General features: G+C 59.0%; 13 protein-coding genes, 1 tRNA gene and 1 pseudogene. 8 read left to right on the top strand and 7 right to left on the bottom strand.

Annotated elements, in window-relative coordinates; translation table 11 throughout:
• The first annotated feature begins 4 nt into the window (after positions 1-4).
• The 4 genes from Q0O99_RS07140 (at position 5) to Q0O99_RS07125 (ending at position 2,089) form a co-directional block, all read left to right on the top strand.
• The gene (locus tag Q0O99_RS07140; RefSeq protein WP_293749915.1) at positions 5-769 is read left to right on the top strand and encodes a cytochrome c1; all 765 of its coding nucleotides are present in this window, start codon (positions 5-7) and stop codon (positions 767-769) included.
• Between the two features lie 91 nt (positions 770-860).
• Entirely contained in the window at positions 861-1,472 is a 612-nt protein-coding gene (locus Q0O99_RS07135) for a glutathione S-transferase N-terminal domain-containing protein (protein ID WP_062406307.1), read from the top strand.
• Between the two features lie 43 nt (positions 1,473-1,515).
• Positions 1,516-1,959 carry a ClpXP protease specificity-enhancing factor gene (locus tag Q0O99_RS07130; RefSeq protein ID WP_293749911.1) on the top strand — a complete coding sequence of 148 codons (444 nt, stop codon included), beginning with the start codon at positions 1,516-1,518 and terminating at the stop codon, positions 1,957-1,959.
• A 54-nt stretch (positions 1,960-2,013) separates the two neighbouring features.
• A tRNA-Thr gene (locus Q0O99_RS07125) sits at positions 2,014-2,089 on the top strand.
• 72 nt (positions 2,090-2,161) lie between these two features.
• On the opposite strand, the gene Q0O99_RS07120 is transcribed toward Q0O99_RS07125, so the two are convergent.
• Positions 2,162-2,464 carry a DciA family protein gene (locus tag Q0O99_RS07120; protein ID WP_293749909.1) on the bottom strand — a complete coding sequence of 101 codons (303 nt, stop codon included), beginning with the start codon at positions 2,462-2,464 and terminating at the stop codon, positions 2,162-2,164.
• Between the two features lie 240 nt (positions 2,465-2,704).
• Between Q0O99_RS07120 and secA the strand changes: the two genes are divergently transcribed.
• The 4 genes from secA to Q0O99_RS07100 all read left to right on the top strand — a co-directional run bounded on the left by secA (position 2,705) and on the right by Q0O99_RS07100 (position 8,158).
• Complete coding sequence (gene secA / locus Q0O99_RS07115) at positions 2,705-5,473, top strand: preprotein translocase subunit SecA (RefSeq protein WP_293749907.1); 2,769 nt, start codon at positions 2,705-2,707, stop codon at positions 5,471-5,473.
• Between the two features lie 89 nt (positions 5,474-5,562).
• A complete protein-coding gene (argJ, locus tag Q0O99_RS07110; protein ID WP_293749906.1) occupies positions 5,563-6,792 on the top strand; it encodes a bifunctional glutamate N-acetyltransferase/amino-acid acetyltransferase ArgJ in 1,230 nt (409 codons plus the stop codon).
• Complete coding sequence (locus tag Q0O99_RS07105; protein WP_293749904.1) at positions 6,789-7,679, top strand: ATP-binding protein; 891 nt, start codon at positions 6,789-6,791, stop codon at positions 7,677-7,679. The genes argJ and Q0O99_RS07105 overlap by 4 nt, the downstream gene beginning before the upstream one ends.
• Positions 7,676-8,158: an NUDIX domain-containing protein gene (locus Q0O99_RS07100; protein WP_293749902.1), complete on the top strand. Its 483-nt coding sequence runs from the start codon at positions 7,676-7,678 to the stop codon at positions 8,156-8,158. Before Q0O99_RS07105 ends, Q0O99_RS07100 begins: the two co-directional genes overlap by 4 nt.
• A gap of 8 nt (positions 8,159-8,166) precedes the next feature.
• On the opposite strand, the gene Q0O99_RS07095 is transcribed toward Q0O99_RS07100, so the two are convergent.
• The 6 genes and pseudogenes from Q0O99_RS07095 to Q0O99_RS07070 all read right to left on the bottom strand — a co-directional run.
• Positions 8,167-8,382: a DNA gyrase inhibitor YacG gene (locus Q0O99_RS07095; RefSeq protein WP_293749900.1), complete on the bottom strand. Its 216-nt coding sequence runs from the start codon at positions 8,380-8,382 to the stop codon at positions 8,167-8,169.
• Positions 8,379-9,134 carry a cell division protein ZapD gene (gene zapD / locus Q0O99_RS07090; protein ID WP_293749898.1) on the bottom strand — a complete coding sequence of 252 codons (756 nt, stop codon included), beginning with the start codon at positions 9,132-9,134 and terminating at the stop codon, positions 8,379-8,381. The genes Q0O99_RS07095 and zapD overlap by 4 nt, the downstream gene beginning before the upstream one ends.
• 22 nt (positions 9,135-9,156) lie before the next feature.
• Entirely contained in the window at positions 9,157-9,771 is a 615-nt protein-coding gene (coaE, locus tag Q0O99_RS07085) for a dephospho-CoA kinase (protein WP_293749897.1), read from the bottom strand.
• Positions 9,772-9,777: 6 nt separating this feature from the next.
• On the bottom strand, positions 9,778-10,596 hold the full coding sequence (locus Q0O99_RS07080) for an A24 family peptidase (RefSeq protein WP_293749895.1): 819 nt from the start codon (positions 10,594-10,596) through the stop codon (positions 9,778-9,780).
• A gap of 1 nt (position 10,597) precedes the next feature.
• Positions 10,598-11,812 (bottom strand): type II secretion system F family protein, encoded by a 1,215-nt coding sequence (locus Q0O99_RS07075; RefSeq protein WP_293749893.1) that lies wholly within the window; start codon positions 11,810-11,812, stop codon positions 10,598-10,600.
• A pseudogene (locus Q0O99_RS07070) lies at positions 11,809-12,984 on the bottom strand (GspE/PulE family protein); the annotation flags it as partial. The gene Q0O99_RS07075 and the pseudogene Q0O99_RS07070, both read right to left, overlap by 4 nt.
• Positions 12,985-13,039: the final 55 nt, after the last annotated feature.

The raw sequence follows: 13,039 nt of genomic DNA, 5'->3' as shown, positions 1-13,039 counted from the left end.
GAACATGAAAAACCTCAAGAAACTCGCATTGGGCTTTGTGATGGCCCTGGGCCTTATCTCTGGAGCTCACGCCGCTGTTGGTGGCATTGCCTGGGACAAGGCTCCCCACAAAACCAACGACTTGGCGGCTTTGCAAAACGGCGCCAAGTTGTTTGTCAATTACTGTCTCAATTGCCACTCCGCGGCTTACATGCGCTACAACCGCCTGAAAGACATCGGTTTGACCGATCAGCAGATCAAGGACAACCTGATGTTTGCCACCGACCGTGTTGGCGACAACATGAAAGTGGCTGTAGACCCTGTGTTGGCCAAAGACTGGTTTGGCAAGAACCCACCCGACTTGACGTTGATGGCCCGCTCGCGTTCAGGTCCCGGTGGTTCAGGTGCAGACTACCTTTACACCTACTTGCGCACGTATCACCGTGATTCGACCAAACCCACAGGTTGGAATAACTTGGCAATGCCCAACGTGGGCATGCCCAATCCGCTGTGGGAATTGCAAGGCGAGCGTGAGCCCGTTTATGTGGAAAAAGAAGAGCATGGTCACAAAGTCCAAATCTTCTCTGGCTGGAAGCAAGTCAAGCCCGGCACCATGACGCCTTTGGAATACGATCAAGCCATTGGTGACTTGGTCGGGTACATGCAATGGATGGCCGAGCCAGGGCAGAACTCCCGTGTGCAAATTGGTGTGTGGGTTTTGATTTTCTTGACCTTCTTTACTTTCATTGCCTGGCGTTTGAATGCGGCATACTGGAAAGACATCAAGTAACTGATCTTTCACCCGGCGATTCAGCCGGGTCCTTTGGAGTGGCAGGTCTTTGGGCCTCCCACTCTTTTTGATTTTTTGAGGAGCCTCCACCATGATGGTGCTTTATTCCGGTACGACCTGCCCTTTCTCACACCGCTGCCGCTTTGTGCTGTTCGAAAAAGGCATGGACTTCGAGATCCGCGATGTGGACTTGTACAACAAGCAAGAAGACATCAATGTGATGAATCCCTACGGTCAGGTGCCGATTCTGGTTGAGCGTGACTTGATCCTGTACGAGTCGAACATCATCAACGAGTACATTGACGAGCGTTTTCCGCACCCCCAGTTGATGCCCGGCGACCCGGTGGACCGTGCCCGCGTGCGTTTGTTCTTGCTCAACTTCGAAAAAGAACTGTTCACCCATGTGCTGACCTTGGAAAATCGCGCCCTCAAAGGCAACGACAAGGCATTGGAAAAAGCCCGCTCACACATCCGCGACCGCCTGACCCAGTTGGCCCCGGTGTTCCTGAAAAACAAGTTCATGCTGGGCGATAACTTCTCCATGCTGGATGTGGCCATTGCCCCTTTATTGTGGCGTCTGGACTACTACGGTATCGAACTCAGCAAAAATGCAGCCCCGTTGCTCAAGTATGCTGAGCGCATTTTTTCGCGTCCTGCCTACATCGAGGCGCTGACGCCTTCTGAAAAGGTCATGCGCAAATAAAGTCCGGTGTTTTCGGGTAATCAATGGCGATGGAGGACAACGCATGATCAGTAACACCGAACTGCCATCTACCAGGCCTTACCTGATTCGCGCCTTGTACGACTGGTGTTCTGAAAATGGCTTCACACCCTATGTGGCGGTGAAGGTGGACAACTCGGTTCAGGTGCCGCGTGAGTACGTGCAAGGTGGCGAAATCGTGCTGAACGTCAGCATGGATGCCACCAGTTCATTGAAGCTGGGCAACGACTTCATCGAGTTCAAAGCCCGCTTTGGTGGCAAGCCGCGTGAAATCATGGTGCCGATCCATCGGGTCATGGCCATCTACGCCCGCGAAAATGGACAGGGCATGGCTTTTCCCGTGAGCGATGAAGAAGCGCCTCCTGCCGCTTTGTCGTCGGTTGAAGGCCCGTCGCTTGCAAGTGCCGACAGCGAGGACAAGCCTGCAGCGCCCAGCCCCAGCAGACCCGCACTCAAGCGGATCAAATAAAAAATTGAGGTGGTGTGCCAAGTCACCTTCGTAGCACGTTAAAATTCAGCCCGTGCCGCTTTAGCTCAGTTGGTAGAGCACCCGCCTTGTAAGCGGTAGGTCGTCAGTTCGAATCCGACAAGCGGCACCAAAATATCAGCCCTGACCCTCAAAAGTCAGGGCTTTTTTGCGCACAAAACTTGCAGCTGAAAACGGTGGGGCCTCATCGATTTTGCACCTTGATGCGGATCGAAGACACCCCCAAACCTTGGCCATTGAGGTGGGCTTGCAAGGCGGGCAGCAATTGACGCAGCTTGGCGGCCACGGCGTTTGAGCTCACCAGCAGACACCAGGCGCCATCTTCAATGGGGCCGGCTTGGATGCTGGCGCGCAAAGGCGCAGGCAGCAAACTGCGAATGGCTTGCAGGCGATCAGAAGAATCGCGCACCCGTCCCATCAGCAGTGAAAAGGTGGGCGACTCTTGGGCGGCTTGTTGCAGGGGAATGGCTTGGTGGCGTCTTTGCATGGCGAGTCTTTGGACTCGATTATCTGGCAAGGCGTGCAGCCTCGGCACAGTGCCATGAAAAGGCTTTCTAAGAGGGCTGGTCAAGCGGCTAAAATCATCCGGTTATACAGGTTGCCCTTAGGTGGCTTGTCGGGTTGGCTGGGTGATGTGCCTGGCGGGCCTGGATTTCATGAAACTTTTAACCAGACAGGATAGACGGTCTGTTTTTCAGCCTCTGTGCTGAATGTGGATCTAATTGACATGGCCATCCCATTCCTCACCAAGATTTTCGGCAGTCGCAACGACCGCTTGCTCAAGCAATACCGCAAAACCGTCGAGCGCATCAACGCCATGGAGGCTGGACTTGAGAGCCTGAGCGACGATGAGCTGAGGGCCAAAACCCAAAATTTCCGTGATCGTGCTGCCACGGGTGAGAGCCTGGATACCTTATTGCCCGAGGCTTTTGCAGTGGTGCGTGAGGGCTCCAAGCGGGTCATGAAGATGCGCCACTTCGATGTGCAGCTCGCCGGTGGCATCGCCTTGCACAATGGCAAGATTGCCGAGATGGGCACGGGTGAGGGCAAAACCCTGACCTCTACGCTGCCGGCCTACCTCAACGCCATCGCAGGCAAGGGCGTGCATGTGGTCACGGTGAACGACTACCTGGCCAGCCGTGATGCCACATGGATGGGCAAGCTCTACAACTTCCTGGGCCTCAAGGTGGGCATTAATTTGCCGCAAATGCCGCGAGAAGACAAACAAGCCGCTTACAACGCTGACATCACCTACGGCACGAACAACGAATACGGTTTCGATTACTTGCGCGACAACATGGTCTACGAAGCCCATGACCGTGTGCAGCGCCCGCTCAACTACGCCATCGTGGACGAGGTTGACTCTATTTTGATCGATGAGGCCCGTACGCCCTTGATCATCAGTGGTCAGGCTGAAGACCACACGGCCACTTACTTGGCGATGAACCAGGTCGTGCCACTGCTCACCCGCCAAGAAGGCGAGGCCGACCCTCGCACGGGCGAGGGCATCATCACACCCGGCGACTTCACGGTCGATGAAAAATCGCACCAGGTTTTCTTGACCGAAGACGGCCATGAAAAAGCCGAAGCCGTGCTCGCGCAAATGGGATTGATCCCAGCAGGCACGAGCCTTTACGACCCGGCCAACATCACGCTGATGCACCACTTGAGCGCTGCTTTGCGTGCGCGACACCTTTACCACCGCGATCAACACTATGTGGTGCAGGAAGGCGAGATCATCATCGTCGACGAATTCACCGGCCGTCTGATGACGGGCCGCCGCTGGAGTGATGGCTTGCATCAGGCGGTGGAGGCCAAAGAGGGTGTGCAAATCCAGGCCGAAAACCAGACGCTGGCCTCCATCACCTTCCAGAACTATTTCCGCTTGTACAACAAAATCGGTGGCATGACGGGCACGGCCGACACAGAGGCCTACGAGTTCCAGGAAATCTATGGGCTGGAGACCATGGTGATTCCGCCGCACCGCAAGAGCCAACGCGAAGACCAGCTGGACCGGGTGTACAAAACCTCGCAAGAACGTTACACCGCGGCCATTGCGGACATCCGCGAATGCTTTGAGAGAGGCCAGCCGGTGCTGGTGGGCACCACCTCGATCGAAAACTCAGAGCTGATTGCGCAACTGCTGGCGCAGCAAAAGCTGCCACACCAGGTGCTCAACGCCAAACAGCACGCCCGCGAGGCGGACATCGTGGCCCAGGCCGGACGACCCGGCATGATCACGATCGCCACCAACATGGCCGGTCGTGGCACCGACATCGTGCTCGGTGGAAACATTGAAAAAGACGTGCAGGCCATTGAAGAAGATGCGAACCTGCCAGAGGGGGTCCGCCATGAAAAAGTGGCTCAGCTGCGCGAGCAATGGAAAGTCGTGCATGAGCAGGTCAAGTCCTTGGGCGGCTTGCGCATCATCGCGACTGAGCGTCATGAGTCACGCCGCATCGACAACCAGCTGCGCGGCCGTTCGGGCCGCCAAGGCGACCCCGGTTCTTCACGCTTTTACCTGAGTCTGGACGACCCGTTGATGCGCATTTTTGCGGGTGACCGTGTGCGCTCCATCATGGACCGGCTGAAGATGCCCGAAGGCGAGGCGATCGAAGCGGGAATCGTCACCCGCAGCATTGAAAGTGCCCAGCGCAAGGTAGAGGCGCGCAACTTTGACGTCCGTAAACAGCTGCTCGAATACGACGACGTGTCCAATGACCAGCGCAGGGTGATTTACCAGCAGCGCAATGACATTCTGGATGCCCAAGACATGCACACCCAGATCACGGCCCTGCGCGAAGGGTGCTTCACCGATCTGGTGCGCCAGTTTGTCCCGGTCGAGTCGGTCGAAGAGCAATGGGATCTGCCGGCTCTGGAAAAAGTGCTGGCTGAAGAGTGGAGCATGACGCTGGATTTGCAAGGCAAGGTCCAAGCTTCCAGCGCTATTTCGGACGAAGACCTGCTGGAGACGGTCGTGACGGCTGCCCATGCACAGTTTCAGTCCAAGCTCGACCAAGTGGGGGCCGAGAGTTTCGTGTCCTTTGAACGCATGATTTTGTTGCAGAGCATCGACACCCACTGGCGCGAACACTTGAGCGCTTTGGACTACCTGCGTCAGGGCATCCACCTGCGGGGCTATGCGCAAAAGCAACCCAAGCAGGAATACAAGCGTGAGGCCTTTGAGTTGTTTGGCCAATTGCTCGACGCTGTGAAAAACGAAGTCACCAAGACTTTGATGATGGTGCGCATCGATTCAGGCGACCAAATACAGCAAGCAGCCCAAGCCATTGAGGAGCGGGCTGAACAGATCAGCAATGTGACTTACAGTGCCCCGGATGAAACAGGACAGCCACAGTTGCATGCTGCCGGAGCCGCTGCAGCTGCCGGTGGGCTGGCCGATTTGGCCAGCACCTGGGGCCAGGTGGGGCGCAACGAGCCTTGCCCTTGTGGCAGTGGCAAAAAATTCAAACAATGCCACGGCAAGCTCGCCTGAAAAGGCGGAGCTTATGAAACGGGCTTCGGCCCGTTTTCTTTGAGCTGCCCCGCTTGTGCTGTGAAACCCTGCTTTTGTGAAGGACCGACATGCCCGTGAACCTGCCCCCCCTTGATTCGGCACAACTCAAACCCATCGCTGGCGTGCGCATCGGCATCGCGCAAGCAGGTGTGCGCAAAGCCAACCGAAAAGACCTCACGGTGTTTTTGCTGGACGAAGGCACCAGCGTGGCGGGTGTGTTCACCCGCAACCGTTTTTGCGCCGCCCCTGTGCAGGTCTGCCGTGAGCACCTGGCCGCGGGCAGCGCCGTGCGCGCCTTGGTCATCAACACCGGCAACGCCAATGCGGGCACGGGTGCACCGGGCTTGGCCCATGCCCACCAGACTTGTGAGGCCTTGGCCAGCTTGCTGCGCTGTACGCCTGCGCAAGTGCTGCCGTTTTCGACGGGTGTGATCATGGAGCCGCTGCCGGTGGACCGCATCGTGGCTGGCCTGCCTGCTGCGCTGACCGATGCGCAAGCCGCCCACTGGGCCGAGGCTGCACAAGGCATCATGACCACCGACACCGTGCCCAAAGCCGCCAGCGCGCAGGTGCAAGTGGGTGGCAAGACCGTCAGCATCACCGGCATCAGCAAAGGTGCTGGCATGATCCGCCCCAACATGGCCACCATGCTGGGCTTTGTGGCCACCGATGCCTGCATCGCCCCGGCCTTGTTGCCTGCGCTGGCCAAGCAACTGGCCGATGGTTCGTTCAACCGCATCACCATCGACGGCGACACCTCGACCAACGACTCCTTCATGTTGATCGCCACGCACAAGGCGGCGCAACCCCCCATCACGTCGCTGGACAGCGCCGACGGTCAGGCTTTGCTTCAGGGCTTGATGCAAGTGGCCCGCCAGTTGGCGCACGCCATCGTGCGCGATGGCGAAGGCGCCACCAAGTTCATCACCGTGCTGATCGAAGGCGGCCGCACGGCCGAGGAATGCCGCCAGGTGGCTTATGCGATCGCGCATTCGCCGCTGGTCAAGACCGCCTTCTTTGCCAGTGACCCGAACCTGGGCCGTATTCTGGCCGCCGTGGGTTATGCGGGCATCGATGATTTGGACCAAGGCCTGATCGAGCTGCACCTGGACGACGTGCATGTGGTCTCGCAAGGTGGTCGCCGCGCCGAATACCGCGAAGAAGACGGCCAGCGCGTCATGAAGGGCAGCGAAATCACCGTGCGCGTGGGCCTGGGCCGGGGCACGGCCAGCGACACTGTGTGGACGTGCGATCTGAGCCACGATTACGTCACCATCAACGCGGATTACCGTTCATGAACTCTCCTGCTTCCTCACCTCTGGATCAACTTTTGGCCAAAGTCAGCCAGTTGGTGGACCGCATCGAGTCGGTCTTGCCCCAACCCCTGTCGGCCCCTGACTGGACGCAAGCCATTGCCTGGCGCTACCGCAAGCGCTCTTCAGGCCATGGTGTGCTGGAGCCGGTGCGCCATGTGGCGGCCATGACGCTGGCTGACCTCAAGGAAATCGACGACCAAAAAGAAAAGCTGCAGCGCAACACCGAACAGTTTGTGCATGGCCATCCGGCCAACAATGTGCTGCTCACGGGCGCACGCGGCACCGGCAAATCCTCGCTCATCAAGGCCTGTCTGAACACCTATGCACCGCAAGGCTTGCGCCTGATCGAGGTGGACAAGGAAGACCTGACCGATTTGCCCGACATCATCGAAGTGGTGGCCGGGCGGGATGAAAAGTTCATTGTGTACTGCGACGACCTGAGCTTTGAAGACGGTGAGCCGGGCTACAAGGCGCTCAAGTCCATTTTGGACGGCACCGTGGCCGCCTCGACCCCCAATGTGCTGGTGTACGCGACCAGCAACCGCCGCCATTTGTTGCCTGAGTACATGAGCGAGAACCTCACCTACAAGCACACCGACGACGGCGAAGTGCACCCGGGTGAAGGCGTGGAAGAGAAGATCTCTCTGTCAGAGCGCTTTGGCCTGTGGATCAGTTTCTATCCCTTCTCACAAGACGAGTATTTGACCATTGCAGGCCAATGGCTCAGCGCTTTGGGCGCCACACCCACGCAAATCGATGCGGCGCGCCCCGATGCGCTGCTCTGGGCTTTGGAGCGCGGCTCACGCAGCGGCCGTGTGGCTTACCAGTTTGCCCGAGACATGATGGGCCGCCAATCGGACCGCGCATGAGCGCAGGCCTGCTGGTCGCAGACGGTGAGCGGGTACGGCTAGACCTGGCAAAGGGCCAGGCCGAGCGCGCCGTGGTCGATGTGGCGGTGGGTGTGTTGCTGCAATCCGATGGCCAGTTTTTACTGACCTCGCGCCCCGAAGGCAAAGTGTATGCAGGCTATTGGGAATTCCCGGGCGGCAAACTTGAAGCGGGCGAGTCGGTCGAGCAAGCGCTGCGCCGAGAACTGCAAGAAGAGCTGGGCATCACCATCGGCCCGCCACAAGTCTGGAAAACCCAAATGGTCGATTACCCTCACGCCTTGGTACGGCTCCATTTTTGCAAGGTGTGGGCGTGGCAAGGCGAGTTGCAAATGCGTGAAGGGCAATCACACGCTTGGCAGACCTTGCCTGTGGCCGTGGTGCCTGTGCTGCCGGGCACCATCCCCGTGTTGACTTGGTTGGCGCAAGAGCGGCAATTCACAGGCCAGACGCACGCCTGAGCTTCACGTCACTGCAGGCGTGGATCGCCAAAAGTCTCGTCGGGCGGGGTCTCGTCGGGCAGTTTGAATTCTTCGCTGGCCCAGGCCCCCAAGTCCACGCCTTTGCAGCGGCCGCTGCAAAACGGGCGGTAAGGGTTGGCGGGGCTGTAAAGGCTCAGGCCTGCACAGGCAGGACAGCGCACGTGGCGTGGTTTGAAAGATTCAGGTGGGTTCACGACGCTCATGCGCACAAGGTCATCTCGAAGGGCACGTCATCGGTCGTGGCCACCAATTTGCCGTCGCTTTGCTGGCGCAGCATGCGAATGACCACCAGCAAGCGATTACAACTGATCTCGGGCGTCAAACCCAAGGAGGGGTCGATCTTCAGGCGCAGCAGCTGAAAGCTTCGCCCTTGGGGCAGGTTTTGTTGCAACTGACCTGAAGTGGCCATGACTTTTTGGCTCGAGCCCGATTCGCGCAGCATTTGCAACAACTGCTCAATGGCTTGAGCCCAAGGCGCAAAAGGCAAAATCCATTGTTGCAAATCACGGGCACGGCTGCTTGCAGCATGGTGCTGCCAAGCGTGATAGGCGGGCAAATCAAATTCGCAAGTACCCCCCGGGATGGCCACACGGCTTCTGAGGGCCATCAGGAAATCATGGTCCGCTAAGTTTTGGCCCATTTTCCCTGTCACATGATTGAGGGCTTCAAAGAGGTGATCGAGTTGCGCAATCAGCCCGTCCAGCGCTTTTTCGGAAATGGCGGGATTCCCCCTGTAAGCGCTATAAACTTGCTTTTGCCGCTCAAGGTCTTTGAGTACCTCGGACTTGAGTTCCGATCGGCCCCCCACCTCCATGATTTCAAACAGGGTGATCAAGGCAAAATGGTGGTCCAGAGCCTGATCGCGCCCGACCAGTTGACCCAAGCGGGAAAACAGCTGCTGCAGTCGCAAATAGGTGCGAATGCGTTCATTAAATGGGTATTCGTACAGTATCACGCGGCATTTTCCAATCACGCCATCATAGCCCGAAGTCGGCGGCAAGCTGAGCCACCCGGGTCTCTAAATCATTAAAACCAAGGCCTTGATTGAAGAGAACGGTATCGGCGCAGGCCAGACGCTGTGAACGCGAGGCTTGTTGAGCCATGATGCGTTCGACCTCTTCGCTGGCCAGGCCACTGCGGGCCATGACCCTTTGCTTTTGGGTCTCGGTATCGCAGTCCACCACGATCACCCGGTCCACCTGTTTGCGCCAACGCTCACCCGACTCCACCAGCAAGGGCACATCAAACACCAAGACATGGTGACCACTTTGCACGGCCGCTTGCGCTTGCACGTTCGTGATCTGGCTGACCAGGGGATGGATGATGTGTTCGAGTTGGCGTTTGGCTCGCGGGTCACGGAAGATGCGATCGCGCATGGCCTGGCGGTTCATGGCGCCGTCCGGGTTGAGCACCTCGTGACCAAAGGTGCGGACGATGGCCGCCATGGCCTGGCCACCTGGGGCCGTGAGGCTGCGAGAAATGGCATCGGCGTCGATGATGGCGGCGCCGCGCCGCGCCAAAAAGCCCGCCACGGTGCTTTTGCCGCTGCCAATGCCGCCGGTCAGGCCAAAGCGCCAAGTGCGATGTGTCATGGACATTCAGATCAAAAACCAGGGCAGGGGGCCCAAAATCATGATCCACAAACCTGCCAACACCAAAAAAGGCCCGAAAGCCAACTGGCCATTGTCCGCCAATTGACCCCGCATTTTGAGCCAGAGGCCGCCGATCATCCCGGAAAAAGAGGCGATCAAGATCAAGGACAGGAACGCGGGCCAGCCCAGCCAAGCCCCCAGGGCGGCCAGCAGTTTGAAGTCGCCTTGACCCATGCCCTCCTTGCCGGTCACGGCTTTGAACAACCAGTAGACCGTCCACAGAAACAGGTAGCCAGCAGCGGCACCCCAAAGGGCTTCATTCAGGCCGATGCCGGTCAACCCCAGACTGGTGGCAATCAAACCCGCCCATGCCAGGGGTTGGGTGATGGCGTCGGGCAGCAAGCGCGTGTCGGCATCGATGGCGGCCAGCGCCACCAAGGCGGCTGCAAATCCCGCCCAGACAAGCGCCTGAAAACCCAAGCCGTGTGCGGCTGCTGCCCACATGAACAGGGCAGATGTAACCAATTCAATGGCCGGGTATCGCCAAGCAATTTGAGCTTGGCAGTGGGCGCATCGGCCGCGCAGTCGAATGAAACTCAGTAGCGGAATGTTCTCGTGCCAAGCCAAGGCGTGTTGGCAGTGTGGGCAGTGCGAACGAGGCACAGCCAGATTGAAGGGGGGTGAGCTCGGTGGGGCCTCGTCTGGCGGGGTGTCCCACTGCGCTTGCAGCATGAGCGGCAAGCGGTGGATCACCACATTCAAGAAACTGCCGATCATCAACCCCAGCAAAGCCGCCAGGCCGAGTGCCAAAACGCTGTCGTTCATGTCAAAAAACTTGCCCCAAACTGAAAATAGGTAGGTACATGGCCACCAAAATGGCCCCAATGAAGCCGCCGAGTACCACGATGATCAGCGGCTCCAGCAAACTGCTCAGGCCATTGACCTGGTCGTCGAGCGCGCTTTCCATCAGGCTACCGGCACGGCTGAGCAAGCTGTCCAAGGCCCCGGTTTCTTCACCTGTGGCGCACAACTGCACGATCATCGCCGGAAAACGCCCGCTTTGGTCCATGCTCTCACTCAAACTTTGGCCCTGCACCACCTGGCGCTGGATTTGCAATGTGGTGCGCGCAAAAACTGCATGATCGCACGCTTGGGCTGTAGGCCCTAAGGCTTCGGTCAAGGGCACGCCCGCAGCCAGCAAGGCCGACAGGGTCTGAGCCCAACGCGCCACCACCGCCGTGGTCAGCAGCGGCCCAAGCACTGGCCAGCGCAGCCACCACCGAGCCAGCCATTGCCGCATGCGGCTGGCTGCTGGGCTGTTGTGTTGTGCTGCCCACAGCAGCAACAGCGCCAAAGGCAGGGCCGCAGGCCAGGCCCGCACCAGTGCGTAGCTCATGCCGACCACCAGTTGCGTGGCCAAGGGCAATTCGGCCCCAAAGGACTGGAACACGTCCTGGAAAACCGGCACCACCAGCACCAGAATCAGCACCAAAATACCCAAGGCCACGGCCATCACCGCGATGGGGTACATCAAGGCCGAACGAATTTTGGAGCGCATTGCCTCGTTTTTTTCCAGCGTCAAAGACAGCCGCTCCATCATCGTGTCCAGAATCCCGGCGGCTTCGCCGGCTTGCACCATGTGCACATACAGGCCGCTGAATTGTTTCGGGTGTTTGGCCAGGGCGTCGTGCAGGGCCACGCCGGCTTCGACATCGCTGCGCACACGGGTCATCACGAGCACCAGACCTTTGGCGCTCATGCTGCGGCACAGCATGGCCAGTGCCTGCACGACGGGCACGCCTGCGCGCAGCATGGCCGCCCATTGGCGCGTCATGACGGCCAGGTCTTTGGCTTTGACGGTATCCGGCGGCGACCACCACAGGCGCTGAAGCTGCACTTTTTGTAGCCCCTGCCTGCGCAGCTGAGCCCGGGCCAAGTCGGCGTTCAGGGCCTGAATTTGACCGCTTTGGGCACGGCCTTGATGGTCGCGGCCGCTCCAGCGAAAGACCGTTGTGGCGCGGGCCGCCGGCAGGGCACTCATGCGCTTTCTCGCGTGGCGGCCAGCACCTCGTCCAATGAGGTGATGCCCTGCAGCACTTTGCGCAAGCCGGCCATGCGCAAGCTGCTCACCCCTTCGCTTCGGGCTTGGCGCGCCATCTCTTGTATCCCAGCTTCATGCAAAACCAGTTGCTGCATCTCGGCGCTGACGGTCATGACCTGGAAAATCCCGGTTCGCCCGGCAAAGCCTTTGTGGCACTGCGGGCAACCCTCGGGCTCGAACACCGGCACGGGGTCTGCTAAGTGCAGACTGGGCGGCCAACCTGCTTTGTGCCAAATCACAGCGGGCACGCTGGCCGCGCGCTTGCAGTGCGTGCACAGGCAGCGCACCAGGCGTTGCGCCGTGATCAAGCTCACACTGGCAGCGATGTTGTAGGGGGCAGTGCCCATGTTGCGCAAGCGCACCAAGGTGGCCGGGGCGTCGTTGGTGTGCAAGGTCGAGAGCACAAGGTGCCCGGTTTGCGCAGCCTGGATGGCGATATTGGCGGTCTCCAGATCGCGCACTTCACCGACCATCAAAATGTCCGGATCTTGGCGCAAAAAAGCACGCAAGGCCACGGCAAAGCTCAGGCCGGGTTTGTCCTGCACATTGACCTGATTGATGCCCGCGAGCTGGATTTCACAGGGGTCTTCCACCGTGGCGATGTTCACTTCGGGCGTGTTCAGCAGGTTCAGACAGGCGTACAAGGATTGCGTCTTGCCCGAGCCGGTGGGGCCTGTCACCAGCACCAACCCGTGCGGTGCGCGGATAGCGGCCTGCAAGCGATCGAGGTCTTCTGCTTCGTAGCCCAGAAGGCTCAAGTCCAGTTGAGACTGCGCGGAGTCCAGCACCCGAATCACCAGTTTTTCACCAAACAAGGTGGGCAAGGTGCTGACACGCAAGTCCAGCTCCCGCCCTTGGGCCAATTGCAGTTTCATGCGGCCGTCTTGCGGCAGGCGCTTTTCGGCAATGTCCAGGCGTGACATCACTTTGATGCGCGATGCCAACCGGTCTTTAAGGGCCATGTGCGGTGAGGCCACCTCGCGCAGTTCTCCATCGATGCGCATGCGTACCCGGTACTGGTGTTCATAAGGCTCAAAGTGCAGGTCAGAGGCCTTGAGCGCCACCGCCTGCTCCAGCAGTTTTTGAACGTAGCTGACCACTGGGGCGTCATCGTGCCCAGTCAGTGGCGGGCGTGTCGGAGCAGAATCCATGATGTACCGTCCATTT

The sequence above is a fragment of the Limnohabitans sp. Rim8 genome (genome assembly GCF_945901735.1).
Classification (GTDB): Bacteria; Pseudomonadota; Gammaproteobacteria; order Burkholderiales; family Burkholderiaceae_C; genus Limnohabitans_A.
The sequence above is the reverse complement of the archived record's forward strand: the minus strand, read 5'-3'. Positions and strand labels throughout refer to the sequence as shown.